Origin of the sequence: Halomonas sp. N3-2A, from assembly GCF_002216165.1 — a bacterium.
In the GTDB taxonomy this organism is placed as follows: Bacteria; Pseudomonadota; Gammaproteobacteria; order Pseudomonadales; family Halomonadaceae; genus Vreelandella.
Genome location: NZ_CP022286.1, coordinates 628,512 through 652,600 on the forward strand (window position 1 = coordinate 628,512; position 24,089 = coordinate 652,600).

Below are 24,089 nucleotides of genomic sequence, written 5' to 3' on the forward strand. Positions count from 1 at the left end.
AAGTAATAGCGGCAGTGTTGCCACTATTAGCGTGATGCACAAAGGAGCCGGTCATCGTGCGAGTCGCAAATGGAATCACCGTTGTTATTGGCCTGGGAATTTCTGGGCAAGCTATTTGTCGGCATTTGGCGCGTCAAGGCGTGCCATTTATGGTGGCAGATACGCGAGCTGAACCTCCGGGGCTACACGCTTTTCAGAACGAAAACCCCAATGTTGAGGTTTATTGTGGTCCGTTAACGGCGCTTGATTTTACCGATGCCTACGAAGTGGTGGTCAGCCCTGGTGTCGATCCTCATTCGCCAGGGCTTGATGGCTTGCTAGAGCGTTATAATCCAGCAACGGGGGAGCCCGTACTGGTAGGTGAGATTGCTTTGTTTGTTCGCGCGGTGAATGCGCCGATCGCCGCTATTACTGGCTCTAATGCCAAGTCAACTGTTACGACATTACTCGGCGAGATGGCTAGAGTGGCTGGTGTTAAAGCTGCGGTGGGGGGAAATTTGGGTACGGCTGCATTGGATTTATTAGCTGAATACCCAGATGCCGAGCTTTACATCCTTGAACTCTCAAGCTTTCAGCTGGAAACAACGCCTCATTTGGGTGCTAAAGCGGCTGCTTTTTTAAACCTCTGTGAAGATCATTTAGATCGTCACGGAGATATGATGGGTTACCGCCGCGCTAAGCAGCGTATTTTTCGCGGTGCACAATCAGTCATTGTCAACGCGGATGACGCGCTCACTTGGCCAGAGTCGTCTGTGGATCATATAGAGCGTTTCACGGCCTTCGCACCCGCAGGTAATGACTGGGGGGTAGTTGAAAAAGGCGGCGAGTTAACGCTGTTCCAAGGTGATACTGCTTGGCTTAGCACAGCAGCTCTCAGCATGGCAGGGCGGCATAACTATGCCAATGCACTTGCAGCATTGGCAATGGGCAAGGCGTTGGGCTTTGCAAAAGCACCGATGTGCCAAGCATTAACTGCTTTTAAGGGGCTGCCCCATCGTAGTGAAGTCATCGCTCGTATCAATGACGTTATGTGGGTGAATGATTCAAAAGGTACTAACGTTGGCGCTACGCTGGCCGCCATTCAAGGCATCAGCGCATCGCTGACAGGGAAAGTAATATTATTGGCCGGTGGTGTCGGCAAAGGTGCTGACTTTACCCCTCTGGCGATGCCTCTGGCAGAGAGCGCTAAAACTGCGGTGCTATTTGGTGCTGACGCACGCCGTCTTGAGGCCGCTATCTCATCTGCTGTTCCAGTGCATCTAGTCAACGATTTAACTCAAGCGATGGAAGTGGCCTGGGAAATAGCTGAACCCGGCGACTGTGTATTGCTGTCACCCGCCTGCGCAAGCCTAGATCAGTTTGTCAATTACCAGGCGAGAGGCGATGCCTTTCGGGATTGGGTTGAGCAAAAGCATAAACAGCATAATCACTCAGGAGAGAGGTTATGAGTCGAGTGCAGCGTATCCGCGATACTTTGACAACGCGGCATTTACCCTCCGATGTGTGGTTGATCGTCGCCGCCGTAGCGTTAGCTGGGTTAGGCTGGGTGATGGTAAGTTCGGCATCGGTAGGTCTGCTTGAAAATACCTATCACTACTCTCGGCAGCATGGCATTTTTCTATTTCTGGCTATATTGGCTTGTTTTTTTATGCTGTGTGTTCCTTTGGAAGCATGGCGGCAAAACGCAGCGCTGATTTTGCTAGTGAGCATCATCATGCTAGTGCTGGTGCTCGTGGTTGGTCAGGAAGTTAACGGCAGTAAACGCTGGATTTCACTACCTGGTCCCTTGCCTAGCCTGCAAGTTTCCGAGCTTGGAAAAATCGGTTTGATTTTTTACATGGCGGCTTTCATGTCCCGCTTTACCTATGACCTACGCCAACGGGCATTCAGTATGTGGCGACCTTTAGCGGTGCTTGCCGTTCCGGCGGGGCTGCTTTTTCTTGCTCCCGATTTTGGCGGCATGGTGGTATATACCGTGTGCGTTATTGGTATGTTAATGATGAGCGGCGCTTCACTTACCTTACTATTTGGTAGTGGTGGCGTATTGGCTGTTGGCGCCGTCATGATGGTCGTTATGGAGCCTTACCGATTAGCGCGGTGGACGAGCTTTTTGGACCCATGGGCTGATCAGTTTGCCACTGGCTATCAGCTTACTCAGGCGCTGATTGCTTTCGGTCGTGGGCATGTGACCGGTACTGGTTTAGGTAATAGTGTTCAAAAACTTCACTACCTGCCTGAAGCTCACACCGACTTTATTTTTGCTGTCATCGCAGAAGAGCTCGGCATGATGGGGGCCATTCTCGTTGTGCTGCTATTTACCTTGCTCATTACCAGGGCAATGTTGATTGGTCGTCGTGCAGAATTGGCAGGCCATTTATTTGGTGCCTATGTCAGCTATGGCATAGGTTTCGTTATCGCAGCTCAGGCATTTATTAATATGGCGGTAAGCTCGGGGCTGTTGCCAACGAAAGGGCTAACATTGCCGTTGATTAGCTATGGCGGTTCAAGTTTATTGGTAACCGGTATGATGATTGGCTTGTTGTTGCGCGTAGATGCGGAGACGCGTCACCGTCCGCGTCGTGTATCGACACCCTATAAATCACGCCATGAACCTCGGTTACCGTAACTACTCAAGGAGTTGTTTGTGACGACGAACGCACGTCGACGCATTTTAATTATGGCCGGAGGTACCGGAGGTCATGTTATTCCGGCGCTTTCGCTAGCACGTTCGCTCAAAGCCCACAATGTCGACGTTGAGTGGCTGGGAAGCCCAAGAGGGATCGAAAATCGCCTAGTACCAGAAGCAGGTATTACGCTTCATACCATCGACATAAGCGGTCTGCGTGGCAACGGAGTAACTGGCTGGCTGAAGGCACCGCTGAACCTTTCCCAAGCCGTACTGCAAGCTCGAAAGGTAATTCGCCGCTTCAATCCTGATGTGGTGGTTGGGTTAGGCGGGTTTGCCAGTGGCCCAGGTGGGCTGGCAGCGTGGCTTTCCAGGGTGCCATTGGTGATACATGAACAAAATGCTATTGCTGGGCTGACCAATAAAGTGCTCTCAAAATTGGCGACTCGCACTTACGCGGCGTTTGCCGAGGCTTTTGGTGACAAGGCAGAAGTGATTGGCAATCCGGTGCGAGAAGATATTGCTGCACTGGGTGAGCATCCAAGGAGTGCGTCTGAACTGACCGTTCGCCCGCTGCGGTTATTAGTTGTTGGTGGTTCGCTAGGAGCGGTCGCACTGAATGAGCGTTTACCGCCCGGGCTGGCGGGCTTGCCGCCAGAGCGACGCCCTGATGTTCGCCATCAAGCGGGCAAAGACCGAGATGTGGCGACGGCAAGCGCCTATGTCGAGCATGGAATTGTGGCAGATGTTACTCCCTTTATTGACGATATGGCGGCTGCGTATAAGTGGGCAGATTTAGTCGTTTGTCGTGCCGGAGCGCTAACAGTGGCAGAGCTTGCCGCAGCTGCAAAGCCCGCCTTGCTAGTGCCGTTTCCATTTGCTGTTGATGATCATCAGCGGGTCAATGCTGACGTTTTAGTAAAGGCCGGGGCAGCACTTTGTGTCACACAGTCTGAGCTGACCCCCGAGCGATTAACACACTATTTAGATGAGCTATTAGTCCCTAGCGTTTTGTCAGACATGGCTTCTAAAGCCCGCCAGGCGGCCTACTTAGAGGCGACTGAGCGTCTTACAAAGGGATGTTTAGCGCTGGTTAAACAAGGAGAGACTGCGTGACCGACTCTATTAATAATGCGTTGCACTCGGGTGTCCGTCCAAGCGGCCCTGGTATGCGCCGTATTAAGCGTTTGCACTTTGTTGGCATCGGTGGCGCAGGTATGTGTGGAATCGCTGAAGTGCTCGCAAATCAGGGTTACAGCGTCAGCGGTAGCGATATGAAGGCATCGACTGTTGTTGAGCGCCTTCGACAGTGTGGCGTTAACGTTGCTATCGGTCATGCTGAAGAGAATGTGGTAGGCGCTGACGTCGTGGTTGTCTCCAGCGCCATTGATGCAACAAATCCTGAAATCCGTTGGGCTCATGAGCATCGTGTGCCCGTGGTTAGGCGTGCTGAAATGCTGGCCGAACTAATGCGCTTTCGCCATGGCATTGCTGTCGCAGGAACCCATGGAAAGACGACCACAACCAGTTTGACGGCAACGTTGCTGGCGGAAGGTGGATTGGATCCCACCTTTGTGATTGGTGGAAAACTTACCAGTGCTGGCGCTAACGCTCGGTTGGGTGAGGGTGATTATCTAGTCGCTGAGGCAGATGAATCGGATGCGTCGTTTCTTCATCTGCAGCCAATGGTCTCTATTGTGACGAACATAGATGCAGACCATATGGCGACCTATGGTGGGGATTTTGAGCGCTTAAAAAGCACATTTATCGAGTTTCTGCATAATTTGCCGTTTTACGGGCTGGCAGTGCTGTGTATTGATGACGCTAACATTCGGTCGATGCGTGACCAGGTAAAACGTCAGTTTGTCACCTACGGTTTCGATGAAGATGCTGACTACCGCATTGTGGACTTTACTCAGCAAGGCGGTGAAGTCTCGTTCACCGCAGTGCGTCCTGGGGAAGCTGCTCCATTGGCTATTCGGCTAGCAATGCCCGGTCGCCACAATGCGTTAAACGCGATGGCGGCGATTGTTGTAGCAACGGATGCTGGGGTAAGTGACGATGCCATTCTTCGTGGGCTGGCAAGTTTTGCCGGTGTAGGGCGCCGCTTTCAAGTGCATGGCCACTTCAGCGCCCCCAATGCTGATGGCGATATCATGTTAGTAGACGATTACGGACACCACCCCCGTGAAGTTGACATGGTTATCCAGGCAGTTCGTGCAGGTTGGCCCGAACGTCGATTGGTCATGTTGTACCAGCCGCATCGCTACAGTCGCACCCGCGATCTTTATGAAGATTTCGTTCGTGTGCTTTCTCAAGTGGATACGCTCGTTCTATTGGATGTTTATAGCGCTGGGGAAGCTGTGATTCCAGGCGCGGAGGGTCGCACCCTTGCTGGGTCTATTCGTCAGCGAGGAGAAGTCGATCCATTGTTCGTTGAGCATAAACAGGAGCTACCTGCACTGTTAAGCAAACTTCTGCGCCCTGGGGATATTTTTATTACTCAAGGCGCCGGTGATGTGGGTGGTATTTCGCTACGTTTCGCGCAAGCCAAGTTGGCGCTAGATAAGGTAGAGCTATGAGTACAGCAATGTCATTGAATGACCCCTTGGCACGCGTTGTTGTTGTTTATGGCGGTACTTCAGCAGAGCGCGAAGTGTCGCTTAAAAGCGGTGCGGCTGTGCTTGGCGCGTTAAAGCGTCAAGGTATCGATGCCATTGGCTACGATCCAAAAGAAGAGGGTTTGGTAGGGCTAGAACGTCTTGCCCCAACGGCTGTTTTTGTGGCTCTTCATGGTCGTGGTGGCGAGGATGGTACGCTGCAGGGAGCGCTAGAGCTTTTAGGGCTGCCTTACACCGGCAGTGGGGTGCTGGCGTCAGCGTTAGGGATGGATAAGCAGCGTACGAAGCAGGTTTGGCAGGCCGTAGGGTTACCCACACCTGAAAGTATTATGCTCAGCGAGACATCTGATTGGTCTATGGTGGTGTCGCAATTAGGTTTACCAATGATGGTAAAGCCTGTTCACGAAGGCTCCACGCTGGGGATTAGTATCGTTAAAAGCCAGGAGGCACTAGAAGCGGCCTATCACGAGGCGGCGAACTATGACGCCCGTGTCATGGCTGAGCGGTTCATTGTAGGTGAAGAGTATACCGTTGCTCTGCTTGATAATGACGTGTTGCCGGCAATTCGTGTCGAAGTCCCAGGCGGTTTTTATGATTACGAAGCGAAATACATTGCTAACACTACTCAGTATCACCTGCCCAGTGGCTTAGCATCTAGTGACGAGCAGGTCTTGGCAGAACTATGCAAGAAAGCGTTTGATGCTGTAGGTGGCGAAGGCTGGGGGCGTGTAGATGTGATGCGCGATGCGATAGGCAAGTTTTGGCTGATTGAAGTTAATACTGTGCCAGGAATGACGGATCATAGTTTAGTGCCTCAAGCGGCGGCGCATGCGGGCATAGAGTTTGATCAGTTGGTGTTGCGTATACTGAATACTGCGGTTCAACGCAGCTGCTCATGAAGAAGCGTAATGCGTGGTTAGGCCTCATATTGCTGGCACTGTTACTAGGTGCTGGTGGGCGTGCCTTATGGCTATGGTTAGATAAGCCTATTGAGCGTGTGTCTATTCGTGGCGAGTGGGAATATGTGAGTGCTGATTACCTCCGTACTCAGCTAGCGCCACTCGTTCAAGAGGCAACTTGGCTCTCGGCAGATTTAGGTGAGCTACGTAGGCGTGCATTGAAAATTGGCTGGCTGGATGAAGTTAGAATTTCCAGAGAGTGGCCAAATGCACTTGTATTTGAGCTGGTAGAACAAACGCCAGTGGCCCGCTGGAACGATGATTTTCTACTTAACCCCAAAGGTGAGTCGTTTGCGTTTGCGCCACTAGGTGTGCCTCAGGGGCTTCCAGATTTGGCTGGGCCGACGGGAAGTGGCGAAGAGGTGCTTACCTATTATCGCCGCTTAACACCTCATTTTCAGGGATTATCGTTGTCACTTTCTCAATTACGCCTAGAGCCTCGTGGTGCATGGCGGCTGCAGTTAAGTAATGGTGCCTGGGTAATGTTAGGAAGACGTCAGCATGAAATCCGATTAGCTCGTTTGTCGGCATCGTGGCAGCGTGAGCTTGCTCAGGTTGGGGAGCATATTCGCTATATTGACTTGCGCTACCCCAATGGGGTTGCAGTTGCCTGGCACGGAGAAAGTGACTTTGCAGAAGAGGATGAGTAATAAGCGACTTACAATGTGCAAAAAGTAGGTAAATGTAAGTGGTTGCCAACAGCGAAAAGCCATGAATAGGGTTTAAATCGCACACAAAGGCGATTATCGTAGGCGTGCGCTAGTCGTATTGTCAGTATTGTTTCTATACTATGTTATAGCTGATGCTTTTTTATGGGCTTTTTTATTTAATCATGATCAGCATTTGGCTTGATATTACGGTAGCCGTCAATGTTATTCAGCGTGATTTTGTATCGCCGATTTAACAATGTTGGCGCAGTTACGACTAACAAGTTTCTTTTAAAATTTTTCTAGGAGATTATCCGACTCATGGCAGGCTCACCCAACGCATCCAATATGGTTGTCGGGCTGGACATTGGAACGTCCAAAGTCGTCGCGATAGTCGGTCAACCCACCGATGACGGCGGGATTGAGATAGCGGGTATCGGCTCTCATCCATCACGCGGCATGAAGCGCGGTGTGGTCATTAATATCGAATCAACAGTGCAATCTATTCAGCGTGCTGTTGAAGAAGCGGAATTAATGGCTGGTTGTGATATTCATTCTGTCTATGTCGGCGTTGCTGGTAGCCATATCAGTTCAATGAACTCAGATGGTGTGGTTGCTATTAAAGAAAGGGAAGTCACACCATCCGATATCGAGCGCGTTATTGACTCAGCCCGCGCACGTGCGGTCTCGGAAGGGCAGCGTGTATTACATGTATTGCCCCAAGAGTTCTCAATCGATGCTCAAGGTGGTATCCGTGAACCTTTAGGAATGTCAGGCGTTCGTTTAGAGGCGCAGGTTCACCTTGTGACAGCGGCATTGAACGCCGTTCAAAATATTGAGAAATGTGTTAGGCGATGTGGTCTGGACGTTGACGCAATCATTCTTGAACAGCTAGCTTCTAGTATGGCGGTGCTTACCGAAGACGAGCGAGAATTAGGCGTTTGCATGGTGGATATTGGTGGGGGAACCACTGATATGGCCATTTTCAGTGAAGGTGCCATTCGCCATACTGCCGTTATACCGATAGCGGGCGACCAAGTCACTAATGACATAGCGATGGCATTGCGCACACCAACGCAGCATGCCGAAGAGATTAAAGTTAAATACGCTTGCGCACTGACACAGTTAGCGGCAAGCGATGAAATGATTAAAGTTCCCAGCGTAGGAGATCGTCCGGCTCGTGATTTATCGCGACAGGCACTTGCTGAAGTGGTTGAGCCGCGTTACGAGGAACTATTTACGTTGGTGAGAGACGAATTACGCCGTAGTGGCTATGAAGATATGGTGGCTGCTGGTGTTGTGCTCACTGGTGGCACCTCGCGTATGGAAGGGGTTAGCGAATTGGCAGAAGAGATTTTTCATATGCCTGTTCGTATTGCATGTCCGCAAAATGTCAAAGGGTTGGCTGATGTGGTACGCAATCCAATTTATGCAACAGGTGTGGGTTTACTGCATTATGCATTGCAAGAAGCGCGACATGGGCAAGGCCTAGAAAGCCACGGGGAAGTCGTTGCTGCGCATAAAGGACGCAACGAAGTCGTCAGGCGTGATATCAAGGAAGGTCAATCGGCGCTGGTAAGAATTAAAGGCTGGTTCAAAGGAAATTTCTGACAGGGCCGCAAGCGCGGTTCAGGAGACGGGGCTTATGTTCGAATTGGTAGATAACGCACCCTCGAGCAGTGCGGTCATCAAAGTGGTCGGTGTTGGCGGTGGCGGTGGCAACGCGGTCAACCACATGGTCGAAAGTAATATCGAAGGCGTTGAGTTTATCTGCGCTAACACCGACGCTCAAGCGCTTAAGCGAGTGTCTGCAAAAACAGTCTTGCAGCTTGGTGGTGAAATCACCAAGGGGCTTGGGGCCGGTGCCAATCCTGAAGTTGGCCGCCAAGCCGCCATGGAAGACCGTGACCGCATCGCTGAGTTATTAACCGGTGCAGATATGGTATTCATCACGGCTGGCATGGGTGGTGGTACAGGTACCGGCGGTGCGCCTGTTGTTGCTCAGGTTGCCAAAGAGTTAGGTATTTTGACGGTTGCCGTGGTAACTCGCCCCTTCCCGTTTGAAGGGCCGAAGCGCATGCGCGCCGCTGAAGAAGGTATGAAAGAGCTTTCTGAGCACGTTGATTCGTTGATCACTATTCCCAACGAAAAACTGCTTTCTGTGCTAGGTAAGAACGCCACGCTGCTAACCGCCTTCAGCGCTGCTAACGATGTGTTGTTGGGGGCCGTTCAAGGTATCGCAGAGCTGATTACCAGCCCAGGCATTATTAACGTCGATTTTGCTGATGTTCGCACCGTTATGTCCGAAATGGGCATGGCGATGATGGGTACCGGTGGGGCAACTGGCGAGAATCGTGCTCGCGAAGCGGCTGAAAAAGCCATTCGTAGCCCGCTACTTGAAGACATTGATCTGCACGGTGCTCGCGGTATTTTGGTTAATATTACTGCTGGCCCTGACTTGTCGATCGGTGAGTTCAATGACGTAGGTGCTACAGTTCAAGAGTTTGCTTCTCAGGAAGCAACTATTGTGGTGGGTACCTCTATCGACATGGAAATGTCCGATGAGCTACGTGTGACCGTGGTGGCTGCTGGGCTGGATGGTAACAAAGGCAAAGTTGCCTCACGTGAGCCAGTGCGTCGGTCTGCTGCTGAAGCGTCCTCAGATTACCGCAAGTTGCAACAGCCAACTGTCATGCGTCAGCAGGCAACGGCGCGTAAAGAAGCGCCTGAGCCCGCTGCAAAACCTCGGGCCGAGAAGCGTCGCGCCCCTGATGCAGATGACTATTTGGACATTCCCGCATTTTTACGCCGTCAGGCAGATTAACTGACGCTATCGGGGTCATTGAAACAGCAAACGAGAGTTTTATTGGTTAAAACGCTCGTTTGCTGTTAAAGTGAACACTGTTTCTTAACTTTCTTTCCCCTAGCGGTACTTGTCGGCACTTTTGCCGGTGACCGCCGTCATTAGAGTTCGACCACTGCCCATGATCAGACAACGCACATTACAAAACGTCATTCGCGCCACCGGAGTGGGTCTGCACTCTGGCAAAAAAGTCCACTTGGCTTTGCGCCCGGCGCCAGCTAATACCGGAATTGTATTTATCCGGACCGACCTGGAGCCTGTGGTTCACGTGCCGGCTCGTGCCGAATTGGTGGAAGACACCACATTATGCACCGCGCTTTCTTACCGCGGTGTGAAAGTCGCGACGGTCGAACATTTGATGTCGGCATTTGCTGGATTGGGCATTGATAATGCCTATGTCGATGTAAGTGCGCCTGAAGTGCCTATCATGGACGGCAGCGCCAGTCCATTTGTGTTCTTAATTCAGTCAGCGGGCATTTTAGAGCAAGATGCACCTAAGCAATTTATCCGCATTAAGCGCCGTGTTGCCGTCAGTGATGGCGACAAAGAAGCCGTCTTTTTGCCTCATCAAGGGTTTAAAGTCTCCTTTTCAATCGACTTTAATCACCCTGTATTTGAGCAACAAAAACAAACCGCGTTAATCGATTTTTCAACAACGTCGTTTGTGAAAGAGGTTTCTCGTGCACGTACCTTCGGGTTTATGCGCGATCTGGAATTTTTGCGATCCAATAATCTTGCGCTTGGCGGTAGCTTAGACAATGCCATTGTTGTCGATGATTACCGCATCGTTAACGAAGGTGGCTTGCGCTATGACGATGAGTTCGTCAAGCATAAAGTGCTGGATGCTATTGGTGATTTGTACCAACTTGGCCACAGTTTGATTGGTGAGTTCCAGGGGGTTAAATCAGGCCATGCGCTCAACAATCGGTTGTGCCGCGAGTTGTTAGCGCAGCCCGACGCCTATGAAATCGTCACCTTTGAAGAAGACAAAGCGGTTGCACCTATCTCTTACTCGGCACCTGCAATGGCATAGATTGCAGGCTTGTTGGGCGGGTGAGTGGCATGTGGCAATAGTAAAAAGCACCGCTAAAGCGGTGCTTTTTTGCGTATTGGCGCTGGCAATGCGTGGCTATGAATGTTTGTCATCTGAATGATTAGGTGCATGCGCCGCAAGACGCTCCAGGGCGTTTCTAAGCGAGGGGTTGTCAGTGTCTTTAGCGCATTCAGTTAGCGTTTTTCCTGCGTTTTCTGAGAGGATGCGCGTGTAGCGCTTGGGGCTTTCAATCGGCCGAACGGGCCGCACTTTCAGGGTAAAGCCGGTAACGCTTTCAAACCCTGGCAACTGATGCAGTAGGGTTAGCAATCGCGGCTGTTCATAGCGTAACCACGTTAACCAGCTTGCTTGGCCACTTATTAACGTCAATCGTCCGTCCCGAAAGCCCCCGACGAAAATATGCTCACGCATTGCTTCAGGAAGGTGGGCGCGTAAATGGCGCTGAGCCTGATCAATTAAGCGGGACTGTCGCATAAGCTGTCCAGCGCTGCCCGACTTAGTCAGCAGTTGGGTAATGGGCTGTGCGAGGGATCGCTTAACCTTTATACTCATTAACTTGATTCCTGGAACGTTGCTGGCTGCGCCACACTCTCGGTTGTCACCAGCGTTCTGTATTGTCTTTTAATTGATAGAGCCTAACACGCTCGGGAGCCAGTCCACAGCATGTCATCAACGCCAGATGTTTTGTCTGCTTCGCCGCGGCGGCAACGCCGAAATGGCCTAGCGCGTTGGTGGCTGGCAGGCCTCTTAGTGAGCTGTTTGTTACCTGCTAGTTTACATCCTTCAGATGCATTTCGTAGTGGTGAGCGCGGCGTCATCATCTGTTTTTGGGTGCCCGCGATGCTGCGTGCCCAATCTGAATGGATCGCCAAGAAGCGCTGTGCGCTGCGCCGCTGGGTACGAAAAAAAACGCGCATCCATCCTATCGTCTTGCACGGTTCCCGCTATTTTCTTCATATCCCACGTCGATTGGTTGCCGCGATTGATGTGCTGACCCCTCGTGGTCCGCCAGCTCAGCTGTCCGTTTACTAAATTTACCCTTATTTGCCTTATATAAAAGGGCGTGCCTGAATGGGGCGCTCGTGAAGATTTGGAACTTTCATGATTAATAATTTGTTACGTAAAGTCGTTGGCTCTAAAAATGATCGCGACGTTAAACGCATGCAAAAAAGTGTGCTCAGTATTAACGTTTTAGAGCAGGCACTTGAAGGGGTGAGTGACGCTGAGTTGCAGGAAAAAACAGGGCTGCTCCGTCAAAAATTAGCAGAAGGCGCGTCTGTTGATAGTTTGTTGCCTGAAGCATTTGCCGTCGTGCGAGAGGCCAGTAAGCGGGTAATGAAAATGCGCCACTTTGACGTCCAGATGGTCGGTGGCATGACGTTGCATCGTGGCCGTATTGCGGAAATGAAAACCGGCGAGGGTAAAACCCTGGTGGCGACGCTTGCCGTCTATTTAAATGCGCTGCCAAGCAAGGGTGTGCATGTTGTCACCGTTAACGACTACCTTGCTCGTCGTGATGCTGAGTGGATGCGGCCCTTGTATGAGTTCCTTGGGCTATCGGTAGGCGTTATCTATGCTGGTCAAACGGGTGAAGAGAAGCGCCATGCCTATCAGTGTGACATCACTTACGGTACTAACAATGAGTTTGGTTTCGACTATCTGCGCGACAACATGGCGTTCTCGCTTGAGGATAAAGTGCAGCGTGGCCTGCATTACGCCATTGTCGATGAAGTCGACTCTATTTTAATTGATGAGGCCCGTACGCCGTTAATTATCTCGGGCGCAGTGGATGAAAACACTGATTTGTATGGCATTGTGAATCGTCTGGCTCAACAGTTAGAGCAAGGTGAAGCCTCTGAAGACAGCGATGCGCCGGTTACGGGAGATTTCCTGCTTGATGAAAAACAAAAGCAGGTAGAGCTTACCGAGCAGGGGCATAACAAAGTTGAAGAGCTAATGCGTGCCGAAGGGCTGTTGGGCGAGGGCGAATCGCTTTATGCCGCACAAAACCTAAACTTGCTTCAGCACATGCATTCCGCGCTGCGCGCACGGCATCTTTATCATTTAGACGTTGACTACATCGTGTCTGAAGGCCAGGTCGTCATCGTTGATGAGCATACTGGGCGTAGTATGCCGGGGCGCCGTTGGTCAGAAGGGCTGCACCAAGCGGTTGAAGCGAAAGAAGGGGTGACGGTTCAGCGAGAGAGCCAGACACTGGCATCGACTACTTTCCAGAACTATTTCCGTTTGTATGAAAAGCTCGCAGGTATGACCGGCACCGCTGATACCGAAGCGTTCGAATTTCGGCAAATTTATGGCCTGGATGTGGTCGTTATTCCAACCAACCGACCGCTTGCTCGTAAAGATCTGAATGATTTGGTTTATCTGAGTGCGGAAGAGAAATACGAAGCGATTATTAAAGATGTGAGGACCGAAACCGAGGCAGGGCGCCCTGTTCTAGTCGGTACGGCATCGATTGAAACCTCTGAGTACCTAGCTCGCCTTATGCGCGAAGCTGGCCTGGCGTTTAATGTGCTGAATGCTAAACAGCACCAAAGCGAAGCAGAAATCATTGCTCAAGCAGGTCGTCCTGGTGCCATTACTATTGCAACGAATATGGCGGGTCGTGGTACCGATATCGTCCTGGGGGGGAACTGGGAAGCAGAAGCAGCTAAGCTGCAGAATCCCACTCAAGAACAGATTGAGGCTCTAAAGGCAGAGTGGCAGAAGCGTCATGATGGTGTTTTAGAAGCGGGTGGCTTGCATGTGATTGGTTCTGAGCGCCATGAGTCCCGTCGTATTGATAACCAGTTGCGTGGCCGTGCGGGACGTCAAGGTGACCCAGGCTCTACACGCTTCTTCCTCTCGTTAGAAGACAGTTTGATGCGCTTGTTTGGTTCTGACCGAGTGAAGCGCTTGATGCTGGCTCTTGGACTAGAGCGCGGTGAGGCGATTGAGCACAAGATGGTGTCTAACGCTGTCGAGCGCGCCCAGAAAAAAGTAGAGGGGCGCAACTTTGATATCCGCAAGCAGTTGCTCGAATACGATGATGTCGCTAACGACCAGCGCCGAGTTATCTACGAACAGCGTAATGAAATTCTTTCCGCTGATGAGGTTTCCGACGCCGTTATCGGTATTCGTGAAGAAGTCATGGAAGATGCCATCAGTGATTATGTGCCACCTCAGAGCTTGGCTGAGCAGTGGGATTTGCCTGGGTTAGAAGCGCATCTTAAAACTGAATTCAATCTTGATGCTCCTGTTACGCAGTGGGCGGCAGAGGATGAGCGTTTCAGTGAAGAGAAGCTGCGTGAGCGTTTACAAACGATGCACCGCGATGCGTATCAAGCCAAAATTGAGGCTGCTGGTGCCACGTTGATTCGCCGTTTTGAAAAACAAGTCATGCTCCAGGTATTGGATACCCGTTGGAAAGAGCATCTTCAGTCGATGGATCACTTGCGTCGCGGTATTCATTTGCGTGGTTACGCCCAGAAGAACCCTAAGCAAGAGTACAAGCGAGAGTCCTTCGAGTTGTTCCAGCATCTGCTAACGAACATCAAAGCTGACGTTACGCGTATTTTAAGCCACGTTCAGGTTCGTCAGCCTGAAGAGGTTGATGCGTTAGAGCAAAAACGCCGCGAAGAGTCAGTGCGTGAACGTGCGACAGCAGCAAGCCGCCACGATGACCCTAGCGCCCAGCAGGACGATGTTTCACAGGACGCGCCAGGGGCTGATGGTCGTCCGCTGCGTCGTGAAGGACCGAAAGTAGGGCGCAATGATCCGTGCTCATGTGGGTCCGGTAAAAAATATAAGCAGTGCTGCGGAAAACTAAGCTAATCACGCGTGGCGAAATTCAGCGCAAAGGAGAAAAACATGGCGGTGGGAAATCTTGCTTTTCCGGAATTGCCACCCCTTAATGGGGTGCGCCTGGGTAGTACAATGGCAGGTATTAAAAAGCCGGATCGCCGTGATGTTGTGGTGATTGAGCTACCTGAAACTGCCACGGTAGCTGGGGTTTTTACTCGTAATGCGTTTTGTGCTGCCCCAGTAGTCGTTGCGAAAGCGCATCTTGAAGCGTGTACAAGCGCAGGGCGTGTGCCTCGCTACTGGTTGGTAAATACTGGCAATGCCAATGCTGGTACTGGCGCATCAGGTTTGCAGGATGCTTATGCCAGCTGTGAAGCGCTTGCTGAGCAAATGGGCGTTGATAAAAGCCAGGTCTTGCCCTTTTCAACCGGCGTGATTGGCGAACCTCTGCCCATGACGCGCCTGCTTGCCGGTATGCCCCATGCGCTAAATTCCTTAACGGATACTAGCCTTGCATGGCAGCAGGCGGGTGAGGGAATTCTAACCACAGATACCCGTGCCAAGGGCGCAACGGCAACCGTTTCAATTGGCGATCAGCAGGTCACGATCAACGGTATTACCAAAGGTTCAGGCATGATTAAGCCTAATATGGCGACCATGTTGGGCTTTGTAGTAACGGATGCGACGATTGCGCAGCCGTTGTTAGCAAGTTTGTTACGTGAAACGGTAGATCACTCCTTTAACTGCATCACTGTCGATAGCGATACATCAACCAACGATGCGTGCATGTTGGCAGCGACAGGTACCGGCGCTCGCATCGAAAATGAAGAACAGGTGGCCATTTTCCGCAATGCGCTGCAATGCGTCATGACCGAGCTTGCTCAAGCGATTATTCGTGATGGCGAAGGGGCAACTAAGTTTGTGACGCTCCAGGTGGATGAAGCGACCACTCGGCAGGAAGCCTTGGATGTCGCTTTTACCGTTGCTCATTCGCCGCTGGTGAAGACTGCGCTCTACGCTTCTGATGCTAACTGGGGGCGTATTCTAGCCGCTGTTGGGCGCGCGCCGGTTGAGGCATTCGATGTTAACCAAGTCGTGATTGATTTGGGTGACGTTCGCTTGGTTGAACAGGGTGGCCGTGCCGACAGTTATACAGAGGCTGCGGGCAGTGCCGTCATGGCGCAGGAAGAGATCATCATTCGCATTAATTTGGGCCGTGGTGAAGAGAGTGCCACTGTGTGGACCTCGGACCTATCTCATGACTATGTGACTATCAACGCGGATTACCGTAGCTGAAGTGCACTGAAAAGTAGCCAAAAACAGTTGCAGTGACGTGCTAATGCAGCGAGATAGCGTCGTCTTTGGTTAGGGCGGCGCGCAAAAAGTGGGTAAAGACGTAATGAGTGTAATGGTAAAACGACGAGTTCATGTCGCGGCGGCTGCAATGATCAGCGCCGATCAGAAGCGGGTGCTGATTGCGCGTCGGCCCTCTAATGTCGATCAAGGGGGCCTATGGGAGTTTCCTGGGGGTAAGCTGGCGCCTTATGAAACAGGCTTGGAAGGTCTCAAGCGTGAGCTTCACGAAGAGCTTGGCGTCGAAATTGTACGGGCCCGGCCTCTTATCCGTGTTCATCATGAGTATCCTGATAAGCACATCCTGCTAGATGTTTGGCAAGTCCAAGAGTTTGCAGGTGAGCCGTTTGGCCGTGAGGGGCAGGCTGTGCGCTGGGTGCCTATGGATGAGTTGGTGAACTATCCTTTCCCTGCCGCTAACTTGCCTATTTTGCGTGCGGTGATGTTGCCCACCGATTATCTGATTACCGGCGAAGAAGCTGACGAAGAGCGTTTCGATAGCTTGTTAGAAAGAGCGCTTAGTGAAGACGGTGTCAGACTAGTACAGCTGCGGGCAAAAAATCTTGATGAAGCGGCATACATTGCTCGTGCTGAGCGCGCGCTGCGCCTTTGCCGTCAGTATGATGCAAAGCTGTTGCTGAATGGCGAGCCTGCATTGCTTGACGCTGTTGATGCTGACGGTATTCATTTAACCAGCGCACGGTTAATGGACCTTGAGCGTCGCCCGATCGCTGAAAATAAGTGGCTCTCAGCGTCGACTCACGATCAAAAGCAACTTTCTCAGGCTGCGGTTTTGGGTTGTGATTTTGTCACGCTGTCGCCGTTGCGCACTACGCCTTCTCATCCTGAAGTGGCGCCACTGGGGTGGCATGACTTCCAGCAGCTAGTGGAACGTGCTGGTATGCCGGTATTTGCACTGGGTGGTATGACACGTTTTGATGCTAACCATGCACGCGCTGTTGGCGCTCAGGGAATTGCGTCTATTCGTGATTTTTGGAAATAAAGCCAATCGCCACACGTTGGCTTTTTGAATGCTGCGCCTGCTCTCGATGAGAGCAGGCGTCTATGTTTTTATCAATCGCGATAGCGGCGTGTTAAGTCACCGTAAGCATCAATACGGCGGTCGCGCAAATAAGGCCAAATACGCCGAGTGTTCTCGCTACGCGCCATATCGATGTTGACGACTAATTGCTGCGTCTCTTCACCTGCATGCGCTAGCATTTCTCCCTGTGGGCCGCATACAAAGCTTCCTCCCCAAAACGCAATGCCGTTACCAACGCCAGAGTGGTCGGGTTCAAAGCCGACTCGGTTAGCGACCAGCACGGGCAGCCCGTTAGCGACGCCATGGGAGCGCTGTATAATTGTCCAAGCATCTTTCTGACGGGCTTTTTCAGCGTCATCATCACTTGGATCCCAGCCGATGGCCGTGGGATAGAGAAGCAGCTCCGCACCGCTTAGTGCCATTAAGCGTGCCGCTTCCGGGTACCATTGATCCCAACAAACCAGGATGCCTAGCCGCCCAACAGATGTGTCAATAGGCGTGAAGCCTTGGCCACGTCCGTCGTCAGAATCACCAGGGGTAAAGTAAAACTTTTCGTAAAAGGCCGGATCATCCGGGATATGCATTTTACGGTACTGTCCTACACGTCCTTTTGCGCGGTCATAAACGACGGCTGTATTGTGGTAAAGCCCTGCCGCCCGCTTTTCAAACAGCGACCCCACCAGCACAATATTCAGCTCCTTGGCTAGTTCGGCCAGGTGCTGACCAGTAGGGCCGTCTAATGGTTCAGCCAAATCAAACAGTGCAGGGTCTTCGTACTGGCAAAAGTAGTGCGTGGCATGCAGCTCCTGAAGCAACACTAATTGTGCGCCTTGGCTAGCAACTGAGCGTATGCCTGCTTCGCTGGCAGCAAGACTACGTGCTTTATCTGGCCACGCGGGCTGTTGAACAACACCGACGGTTAAGCTGTTAGACATGATGGCTCCTTAGGATTGACTAAGCGCAGGGGCAAGGGTGCCTTTCGGTAGCTGCATGGTTAAGCAGTGAAGGCTGCCATGCTGGCGAATGACGCTATTACACTCGATAGGAATCAGGGTGTGTTCTGGAAAGGCAATACTCAACGCTTGCAGCGCGACCAGGTCGGCGGGATCGCCGTAAGTGGGCACCAGTACGGCATTATTGATAATTAAAAAATTCGCATAGGTAGCCGGGAGGCGATGACCATCTTCAGGATCAAAGCAGGCCTGTGGCCACGGCAAGGCGATTAACTGGTAGGGCTCGCCGTTGCGCTGGCGAAACGCCATGAGCTCTTGTTCCATTGCGTTTAGCGCTGGATAGTGAGGATCAGTGGGGTCGTCGCAGCGGACATAGGCAATGGTAGAGGGATTGCAAAAGCGCGCGAGCGTATCAACATGACTGTCAGTATCGTCACCTTCAAGATGCCCATTGGCTAACCATAGGACTCGATCGACGCCAAAATCTTCCGCTAACTGGGCTTCAACATCCGTACGCGAAAGTGACGGATTGCGGTTGGGGTTCAGTAAGCAGGCTTCAGTGGTTAGCAGCGTGCCCTCTCCGTCGGTTTCAATCGCGCCGCCTTCTAGCACCATGCTGCGTGGAGCGATGGGGCAGGTCCACACCCCTGCATCATTCAGCCACTGAGTGAGGCGATTGTCATGCTCGGCAGGAAATTTACCGCCCCAGCCAGTAAACGTGTAATCCAGCATGAGTGGCTGCTGCGTTTCGTCCACCACGGTGATCGGCCCATGGTCTCGGGCCCAAGTATCATCCGTGGGGGCGACAATGAGCATCAGTTGTTGTTGGGCAATGCCATAGGCCTTAAACGTCGCAGCCAAGCGACGCTGGGTGGTGTCATCAGGAACGCTGATTAACACGCGCTGATAGCGTGTCGTGGCAATCACGATACGCTCAAGTGTTGCTTCGATGCGCGATAACAGCGGTGCCCAGTCGCCGTCTGGGCGGGGCCAAGTCAGTTGCAAGCCGTCTTGGGGGGACCACTCGGGCAATAAACGGTAAGTCTTGTTAGCCAACGTCACGAATGCTCTTAATAGTCGAAAAAATCCTTGCCCTAAAGACAAGCAGAATGGGCGCAATTTAGGGGCTCGCTTAGCAACATGCAAGCGTTACCGTGCTTGAGGGAACGCTAGGCAGACTTGTTACTCTAACGCAGCGTTCGTACATGCACCCATGCTAAAAAAACCGTACCATGGACGCTTATTACTAAGGAATGATGCCATGCTTGATCGTTTGCCTTTTCTGGTGGGGCTGCGCTACGTGCGCGCTAAACGCCGGAACCACTTTATTTCATTTATTTCGCTAACTTCAATGCTGGGGTTAATGCTTGGCGTGGCAGTGCTGATACTTGTGCTGTCGGTGATGAATGGTTTTGATCACGAGCTGCGTACTCGAATTTTGGGCATGGTGCCTCACACTAAAATTGAATCACAAGCAGGGTTAGTTGAGTGGCAGGCGTTAGCAGAGCAGCTTGTTGAGCGAGAGCGAGTCATTGGTGCAGCGCCTTATGTTGAACAGCAAGGTATGTTTTCAGCGGGTGGCAGAAACCAAGGTGCTATGGTGAATGGCATTCACCCAGACTGGGAAGATCAAGTGTCGATTATTGGTGAGCATATGCGCCAAGGTCAGCTTTCTGATCTGGTGCCTGGTGAGTGGCACGTAGTGCTGGGGTCTATGCTGGCACGCCGCTTGGGCGTTGGGGTAGGTGATCGCGTCACGCTACTTGTTCCAGAGGCATCGATTACACCCGCAGGGGTTTTTCCAAGACTCAAGCGATTCACTGTTAGCGGTATCTTTAGTGTAGGCGCTGATTTAGACGCTAATCTGGCCTATGCCAATATTGAAGATATGCAAACGTTAGCGCGCTTGGGCGACGCGGTGGGTGGCCTACGGCTGGAGCTAGATGACCTGTTCGTGGCTGGCAGTGAAACGCAAGCGATTGTTAACGAACTTGGCGCAGGGTACCGCGGTACGGATTGGACTGCTTCCCATGGCAGTCTATTTCAAGCGATACAGATGGAAAAGCGCATGATTGCATTGCTGCTGACGGTCATTATTGCCGTTGCCGCGTTTAATATAGTGTCTACGCTAGTGATGGTAGTGACCGATAAGCGAGCGGATATTGCCATTTTACGCACCATCGGTGCCACCCCACGTTCGATCATGGGGATTTTTATCGTGCAAGGGCTCACCATCGGTCTGATAGGTATTGCGATTGGCGTTACTGTGGGTGTTCTCCTGGCACTGACTGTCTCTGATTTGATCAGTTGGTTTGAAACAACTTTCGGTATTCAGTTCTTGGATGCTGGGGTTTACTTTATTAGTGACTTGCCCTCTCAACTACAGTGGGGTGATGTACGCGATATTGTCATCGCTGCCTTTGGTCTGACCTTCCTCTCGACGCTTTATCCCGCTTGGCGGGCCGCTCGGGTTCAGCCAGCCGATGTACTGCGTTATGAATAAGGAAGCAACGATGACCTCAAGTACCCAGCACTCAACCACAGTTATGTTGGAATGTAACAGCCTGACACGGGTATATAGTGAAGGCCCTCAAGATCTTACCGTATTAGATCAGCTTGAGCTTAAGGTACATGCTGGAGAGCGTGTTGCCATTGTAGGGAGTTCAGGCTCGGGTAAAACAACGCTGTTAAACCTGCTGGGAGGGCTTGATCGGCCTAGCGCTGGTAGCATAGTGATTGCTGGTGAGCCGTTAGCTGGTCTTAACGAAGCGGCACTAGGTCGTTTTCGGAACCGCTATATCGGCTTTGTCTACCAGTTTCATCACCTGCTAGCTGAATTCACTGCGCTAGAGAACGCCGCGCTGCCATTAATTATTCGCGGCCAGTCTAAAAAGGCAGCGGAGCAGCGGGCTATGCAGTTGCTCGAACGAGTGGGCATGAAGGCGCGGGCAGATCATAAACCGGGCGAACTTTCGGGAGGGGAGCGTCAGCGGGTGGCCATTGCCCGTGCATTAGTGACAGATCCCCGTCTTGTGCTAATGGATGAGCCAACCGGGAACCTTGATCAAACCACGGCAGGTACCATTTTAGCGCTTATGGATGAATTGGCTAAAGAGAGTGCCTGCGCGTTTGTTATTGTGACTCATGATGTCAGTTTGGCTGCCCATCAGGATCGGGTATTAAGGCTGGATAGTGGGCGGTTAATTGAGCAGAACAACGACTAATACCCTAGGGGGTTAGTCGTCGAACTCTGATTCAATACAAGCCCGGCGCTGCCGTCTCTTCAGGCGGCGGCGCTTCCAGTGATGGGAAACATGCCAGCGCCAAATTAGCCGTATGACGATATTGGCAATCATGGCTAATAGTAAGGCAGAAATTAACGATCCAAGCATTAGCGGTGGCAGGATGTCGTGCATTTGTTCTGCAATCCAGCGCGTGGATATACGCGATGGCGCCTCTCTAACTGGTGCTTCTAACAGAAACGTGCCAATTCGATAATTAAAATAAAAAATGACCGGCATGGTAAGTGGATTGGTAATCCACACCAATCCTACTGAAAGTGCCAGGTTACAACGGCTAAATCTAGCTCCCAGTGCCGCAACTACCATTTGAAACGGTATAGGCAGCATGGCGCAAAAAAGCCCCACGCTGAATGCGTTTGCAACGCTTCGACGTGTTAAAAGCCATAACCCGGGGTCCGCAATTAACGGCGCAATAAAGCGTAGTGAGCGCTGTCGCCTTAATGTGTCGGGTTTGGGCATGTAGCGCTGCAGGAAACGGCGCGGCATGTCAGGTACTCTTTCAATTGGTACATCCTATTATCCATATAGCAGCGTGCTTCGGCTATGGCGTGGGTATGAATGACCCAGTTCCAAGGAGGGGATATGCAACTAGGCGCTGCACTACCGGCTGCCTTGGCAGTATTGATGGGGGCGCTAGCGGCGTGGATCAGCGGCCCCGAGGCGCGCCTGCAGGTTTTGTTGCCAGGTGTGCTTGTGGTGCTGCTTTGCTTGGTTGTATATCGGCGTAGCCTATTAATTTGGCTGGTTATTTCAAGCTGGGTTTTTATCAGCGTGCAGCAGGAGTGGGGACACCGTTTACCACCTGGGCTCAGTGGAGAAGATGTCACTCTGGAGGCCCGAGTAATCAATGTTCAAACGCAAGCGGAGTCGTCACGAGTGCGCTTGGCAGTGGAATCTTGCCGCTCTCCCGAGGGACTGCCAAGCTGTAGCGCACTACGTAGCGTGCGAGTAAGTGCCTATGGCAACCAGCGCTACCTCGTTGGTGAGCGCTGGCGGATGACGCTGCGGCTCCGCCCGCCCAGTGGCTTTTCTAATCCAAATACATTTGATTTTCAGCAATGGTTATGGCGTGAAGGCATACATGCGACGGGCTATGTGCGCCAGGAGCCTACGCCCGAACGCCTGTCGGGGGCTGCGCCGACACTTCGTCAGCGAGCAATGGCGACGCTGGCTAGCCAACCGTTGCAAGAGCGAACCCGGCGCTGGCTTGCGACGCTAACGCTGGGAGATAGTGAGCAGTTGACCCAAGATGATTGGACCTTGCTCAATGCAACGGGTACGACGCATTTAGTGGTCATTTCTGGGTTGCATGTTGGGCTTGTCGCTTCATTTGTGCTGTTGTTGGCACGTTTTACTGCCAGGCTGATAATGCCCACCAATTGGCGTCTGCGTGCTTGGCCCTGGTGGTTAGCAGGGGTGGCGGCTGTGGGTTACGCCATGTTAGCCGGACTAGCACCTCCTGCCATGCGCGCCATGATCATGACGCTGTTAGGCTTGTGGGTGCTTAGCGGACGCCATGCGCCAGGAGCTTGGCAAGCTTGGTGGCTTGCGCTCGGGATAGTGTTAGTGGTTGATCCGCTTGCACTGTGGAGGCCTGGTCTGTGGCTATCGTTTATTGCGGTAGGCTGGTTGATTATTATTTGGCAAGGCCGCCCCCGCCCACAGGGTCTAAAAGGGTGGTGCTGGGCGCTACTGCGTTCTCAACTACTCATTGCACCGCTGATGGCGGCTGCAGTGCTATTGGCTTTTGGAAGAGTAGCCCCTGCGGCCCCGCTGATTAATCTTGTTGCTGTACCTTGGGTAAGCTCCGTTATGGTGCCCAGTGCGCTATTGGGGTGGGTGCTTTCGCCACTGCCTGGAATAGGGCTTTTTGTGTGGTGGTGTTTTGAGCAGGCACTGCAGGTTTTTCATCAGTTACTCGTCATTGCCGTGCAGTGGGCACCGCTTTTGCAGCCACCGTCAATACTGGTGTTTCCGCTAGTAGGTGCACTGTTATTGATGTCGCTGTGTTGGGGGCTTCCCTATGTCCCAGGATGGTTGCGTGTTAGTGCGACATTACTGCTATTAAGCTTTCCGTGGTGGTCAGCGGACGAACAGTTTAACCAAGGTGAGCTGCGTGTCATTGTTTATGATGTCGGGCAAGGCCAGCTGATTGAATTACGTAGCGCCAACTATCGATTGCTATACGACACAGGACCTCGCTTTCGCAGTGGTTTTATGCCACTGCAAACCCTTTGGCCCCCAGGTCAATCGTTCGACCACGTCATTGTCAGCCATGCTGATACCGATCATGCGGGAGGGATTAGTGCGCTTTTAAAAGACCATCAAGTAACGCAATGGTGGGTTCCCAGTGGAGAGCTTGTGCCTGTTGCGAGTACAGAGTGTGTTCAAGGGCAGCAGTGGCGACGTGATGGCATTGACTACCAGATACTATGGCCCCCAAAAGGGGAGAACGTGCTCTCCTCAAATGATCGCTCCTGTGTACTTCAAATAAGCGCGGGTGGGCAGCGTTTGTTGATTACCGGTGACGTTGGTAAGGACGTTGAAAGGAGAATCTTAGCGAATGTTATTACGCCGATTGGCGTGTTAGTGGCTGGGCATCATGGGAGTAATACAAGTTCGGGTGTTCAGTTCGTTCAAGTAAGTCGTCCTCAGCATGTCATTTTTAGTGCCGGGAAAGATAATCCCTTTGACCATCCGGTCGACGCGGTGGTGCGCCGCTTTCGACAACAACAGAGCTGCTTATGGAGTACCGCCCAGGATGGTGCTCTCGAATTTAGCCTCACAGCGACTCAGCCAATTCAGATCATTCCCATGCGAAAGCAACAGGGCGTTCGTAAGCGGTGTTGATGCGCGTCACCATAA

Annotated in this window: 20 protein-coding genes; 16 read left to right on the forward strand and 4 right to left on the reverse strand. The window is 52.0% G+C overall.

Annotated features, from left to right (window positions below; genetic code table 11):
• Window positions 1-53 precede the first annotated feature (53 nt).
• From murD to lpxC, 9 genes are all read left to right on the forward strand, one after another.
• Entirely contained in the window at window positions 54-1,448 is a 1,395-nt protein-coding gene (murD, locus tag CEK60_RS02800) for a UDP-N-acetylmuramoyl-L-alanine--D-glutamate ligase (RefSeq protein ID WP_089037725.1), read from the forward strand.
• Window positions 1,445-2,626 (forward strand): putative lipid II flippase FtsW, encoded by a 1,182-nt coding sequence (gene ftsW / locus CEK60_RS02805; protein WP_089037726.1) that lies wholly within the window; start codon window positions 1,445-1,447, stop codon window positions 2,624-2,626. The genes murD and ftsW overlap by 4 nt, the downstream gene beginning before the upstream one ends.
• A gap of 18 nt (window positions 2,627-2,644) precedes the next feature.
• Window positions 2,645-3,742: an undecaprenyldiphospho-muramoylpentapeptide beta-N-acetylglucosaminyltransferase gene (murG, locus tag CEK60_RS02810; protein WP_089037727.1), complete on the forward strand. Its 1,098-nt coding sequence runs from the start codon at window positions 2,645-2,647 to the stop codon at window positions 3,740-3,742.
• 53 nt (window positions 3,743-3,795) lie between these two features.
• A complete protein-coding gene (gene murC, locus CEK60_RS02815; RefSeq protein WP_089040831.1) occupies window positions 3,796-5,208 on the forward strand; it encodes a UDP-N-acetylmuramate--L-alanine ligase in 1,413 nt (470 codons plus the stop codon).
• On the forward strand, window positions 5,205-6,146 hold the full coding sequence (locus CEK60_RS02820) for a D-alanine--D-alanine ligase (protein ID WP_089037728.1): 942 nt from the start codon (window positions 5,205-5,207) through the stop codon (window positions 6,144-6,146). The genes murC and CEK60_RS02820 overlap by 4 nt, the downstream gene beginning before the upstream one ends.
• A complete protein-coding gene (locus CEK60_RS02825; RefSeq protein WP_089037729.1) occupies window positions 6,143-6,856 on the forward strand; it encodes a cell division protein FtsQ/DivIB in 714 nt (237 codons plus the stop codon). Before CEK60_RS02820 ends, CEK60_RS02825 begins: the two co-directional genes overlap by 4 nt.
• Before the next feature lie 318 nt (window positions 6,857-7,174).
• Window positions 7,175-8,464: a cell division protein FtsA gene (gene ftsA / locus CEK60_RS02830; RefSeq protein ID WP_089037730.1), complete on the forward strand. Its 1,290-nt coding sequence runs from the start codon at window positions 7,175-7,177 to the stop codon at window positions 8,462-8,464.
• Window positions 8,465-8,498: 34 nt separating this feature from the next.
• Window positions 8,499-9,677, forward strand: a complete 1,179-nt coding sequence (gene ftsZ / locus CEK60_RS02835; protein ID WP_089037731.1) for a cell division protein FtsZ — start codon at window positions 8,499-8,501, stop codon at window positions 9,675-9,677.
• 160 nt (window positions 9,678-9,837) lie between these two features.
• The gene (gene lpxC, locus CEK60_RS02840; RefSeq protein WP_089037732.1) at window positions 9,838-10,749 is read left to right on the forward strand and encodes a UDP-3-O-acyl-N-acetylglucosamine deacetylase; all 912 of its coding nucleotides are present in this window, start codon (window positions 9,838-9,840) and stop codon (window positions 10,747-10,749) included.
• Between the two features lie 96 nt (window positions 10,750-10,845).
• Here lpxC and CEK60_RS02845 read toward each other — a convergent pair whose 3' ends face one another.
• Window positions 10,846-11,322 (reverse strand): DUF721 domain-containing protein, encoded by a 477-nt coding sequence (locus tag CEK60_RS02845; protein ID WP_089037733.1) that lies wholly within the window; start codon window positions 11,320-11,322, stop codon window positions 10,846-10,848.
• 111 nt (window positions 11,323-11,433) lie between these two features.
• Between CEK60_RS02845 and CEK60_RS02850 the strand changes: the two genes are divergently transcribed.
• From CEK60_RS02850 to CEK60_RS02865, 4 genes are all read left to right on the forward strand, one after another.
• Window positions 11,434-11,802 (forward strand): hypothetical protein, encoded by a 369-nt coding sequence (locus CEK60_RS02850; RefSeq protein ID WP_089037734.1) that lies wholly within the window; start codon window positions 11,434-11,436, stop codon window positions 11,800-11,802.
• Window positions 11,803-11,871: 69 nt separating this feature from the next.
• Complete coding sequence (gene secA, locus CEK60_RS02855; protein WP_089037735.1) at window positions 11,872-14,604, forward strand: preprotein translocase subunit SecA; 2,733 nt, start codon at window positions 11,872-11,874, stop codon at window positions 14,602-14,604.
• 36 nt (window positions 14,605-14,640) lie between these two features.
• Complete coding sequence (gene argJ, locus CEK60_RS02860; RefSeq protein ID WP_089037736.1) at window positions 14,641-15,870, forward strand: bifunctional glutamate N-acetyltransferase/amino-acid acetyltransferase ArgJ; 1,230 nt, start codon at window positions 14,641-14,643, stop codon at window positions 15,868-15,870.
• A 112-nt stretch (window positions 15,871-15,982) separates the two neighbouring features.
• Window positions 15,983-16,930 carry a Nudix family hydrolase gene (locus CEK60_RS02865; protein ID WP_089037737.1) on the forward strand — a complete coding sequence of 316 codons (948 nt, stop codon included), beginning with the start codon at window positions 15,983-15,985 and terminating at the stop codon, window positions 16,928-16,930.
• A gap of 71 nt (window positions 16,931-17,001) precedes the next feature.
• On the opposite strand, the gene CEK60_RS02870 is transcribed toward CEK60_RS02865, so the two are convergent.
• Together CEK60_RS02870 and CEK60_RS02875 are read right to left on the reverse strand one after the other, a co-directional pair.
• Window positions 17,002-17,904 (reverse strand): carbon-nitrogen hydrolase, encoded by a 903-nt coding sequence (locus tag CEK60_RS02870; RefSeq protein WP_038485366.1) that lies wholly within the window; start codon window positions 17,902-17,904, stop codon window positions 17,002-17,004.
• Between the two features lie 9 nt (window positions 17,905-17,913).
• Entirely contained in the window at window positions 17,914-18,984 is a 1,071-nt protein-coding gene (locus tag CEK60_RS02875) for an agmatine deiminase family protein (RefSeq protein ID WP_089037738.1), read from the reverse strand.
• Window positions 18,985-19,183: 199 nt separating this feature from the next.
• Here CEK60_RS02875 and CEK60_RS02880 point away from each other — a divergent pair, with 199 nt between their 5' ends.
• Window positions 19,184-20,425 carry a lipoprotein-releasing ABC transporter permease subunit gene (locus CEK60_RS02880; protein ID WP_089037739.1) on the forward strand — a complete coding sequence of 414 codons (1,242 nt, stop codon included), beginning with the start codon at window positions 19,184-19,186 and terminating at the stop codon, window positions 20,423-20,425.
• A 10-nt stretch (window positions 20,426-20,435) separates the two neighbouring features.
• Window positions 20,436-21,146 (forward strand): ABC transporter ATP-binding protein, encoded by a 711-nt coding sequence (locus tag CEK60_RS02885; RefSeq protein ID WP_089037740.1) that lies wholly within the window; start codon window positions 20,436-20,438, stop codon window positions 21,144-21,146.
• Between the two features lie 12 nt (window positions 21,147-21,158).
• Here the strand turns inward: CEK60_RS02885 and CEK60_RS02890 are convergent, their stop codons facing one another.
• On the reverse strand, window positions 21,159-21,710 hold the full coding sequence (locus CEK60_RS02890) for a DUF2062 domain-containing protein (protein ID WP_089037741.1): 552 nt from the start codon (window positions 21,708-21,710) through the stop codon (window positions 21,159-21,161).
• A 96-nt stretch (window positions 21,711-21,806) separates the two neighbouring features.
• Between CEK60_RS02890 and CEK60_RS02895 the strand changes: the two genes are divergently transcribed.
• Window positions 21,807-24,074 (forward strand): DNA internalization-related competence protein ComEC/Rec2, encoded by a 2,268-nt coding sequence (locus CEK60_RS02895; RefSeq protein ID WP_089037742.1) that lies wholly within the window; start codon window positions 21,807-21,809, stop codon window positions 24,072-24,074.
• Window positions 24,075-24,089: the final 15 nt, after the last annotated feature.

Bases quoted from the DNA above. Each gene is read 5' to 3' on its own strand.
- secA (WP_089037735.1), top strand. From the start codon at position 11,872: ATGATTAATAATTTGTTACGTAAAGTCGTTGGCTCTAAAAATGATCGC.
- ftsA (WP_089037730.1), top strand. From the start codon at position 7,175: ATGGCAGGCTCACCCAACGCATCCAATATGGTTGTCGGGCTGGACATT.
- lpxC (WP_089037732.1), top strand. From the start codon at position 9,838: ATGATCAGACAACGCACATTACAAAACGTCATTCGCGCCACCGGAGTG.
- CEK60_RS02845 (WP_089037733.1), bottom strand. From the start codon at position 11,322: ATGAGTATAAAGGTTAAGCGATCCCTCGCACAGCCCATTACCCAACTG.
- CEK60_RS02870 (WP_038485366.1), bottom strand. From the start codon at position 17,904: ATGTCTAACAGCTTAACCGTCGGTGTTGTTCAACAGCCCGCGTGGCCA.
- murC (WP_089040831.1), top strand. From the start codon at position 3,796: ATGCGCCGTATTAAGCGTTTGCACTTTGTTGGCATCGGTGGCGCAGGT.
- ftsW (WP_089037726.1), top strand. From the start codon at position 1,445: ATGAGTCGAGTGCAGCGTATCCGCGATACTTTGACAACGCGGCATTTA.
- CEK60_RS02880 (WP_089037739.1), top strand. From the start codon at position 19,184: ATGCTTGATCGTTTGCCTTTTCTGGTGGGGCTGCGCTACGTGCGCGCT.
- ftsZ (WP_089037731.1), top strand. From the start codon at position 8,499: ATGTTCGAATTGGTAGATAACGCACCCTCGAGCAGTGCGGTCATCAAA.
- argJ (WP_089037736.1), top strand. From the start codon at position 14,641: ATGGCGGTGGGAAATCTTGCTTTTCCGGAATTGCCACCCCTTAATGGG.
- CEK60_RS02885 (WP_089037740.1), top strand. From the start codon at position 20,436: ATGACCTCAAGTACCCAGCACTCAACCACAGTTATGTTGGAATGTAAC.
- CEK60_RS02895 (WP_089037742.1), top strand. From the start codon at position 21,807: ATGCAACTAGGCGCTGCACTACCGGCTGCCTTGGCAGTATTGATGGGG.
- CEK60_RS02825 (WP_089037729.1), top strand. From the start codon at position 6,143: ATGAAGAAGCGTAATGCGTGGTTAGGCCTCATATTGCTGGCACTGTTA.
- CEK60_RS02865 (WP_089037737.1), top strand. From the start codon at position 15,983: ATGGTAAAACGACGAGTTCATGTCGCGGCGGCTGCAATGATCAGCGCC.
- CEK60_RS02890 (WP_089037741.1), bottom strand. From the start codon at position 21,710: ATGCCGCGCCGTTTCCTGCAGCGCTACATGCCCAAACCCGACACATTA.
- CEK60_RS02850 (WP_089037734.1), top strand. From the start codon at position 11,434: ATGTCATCAACGCCAGATGTTTTGTCTGCTTCGCCGCGGCGGCAACGC.
- CEK60_RS02820 (WP_089037728.1), top strand. From the start codon at position 5,205: ATGAGTACAGCAATGTCATTGAATGACCCCTTGGCACGCGTTGTTGTT.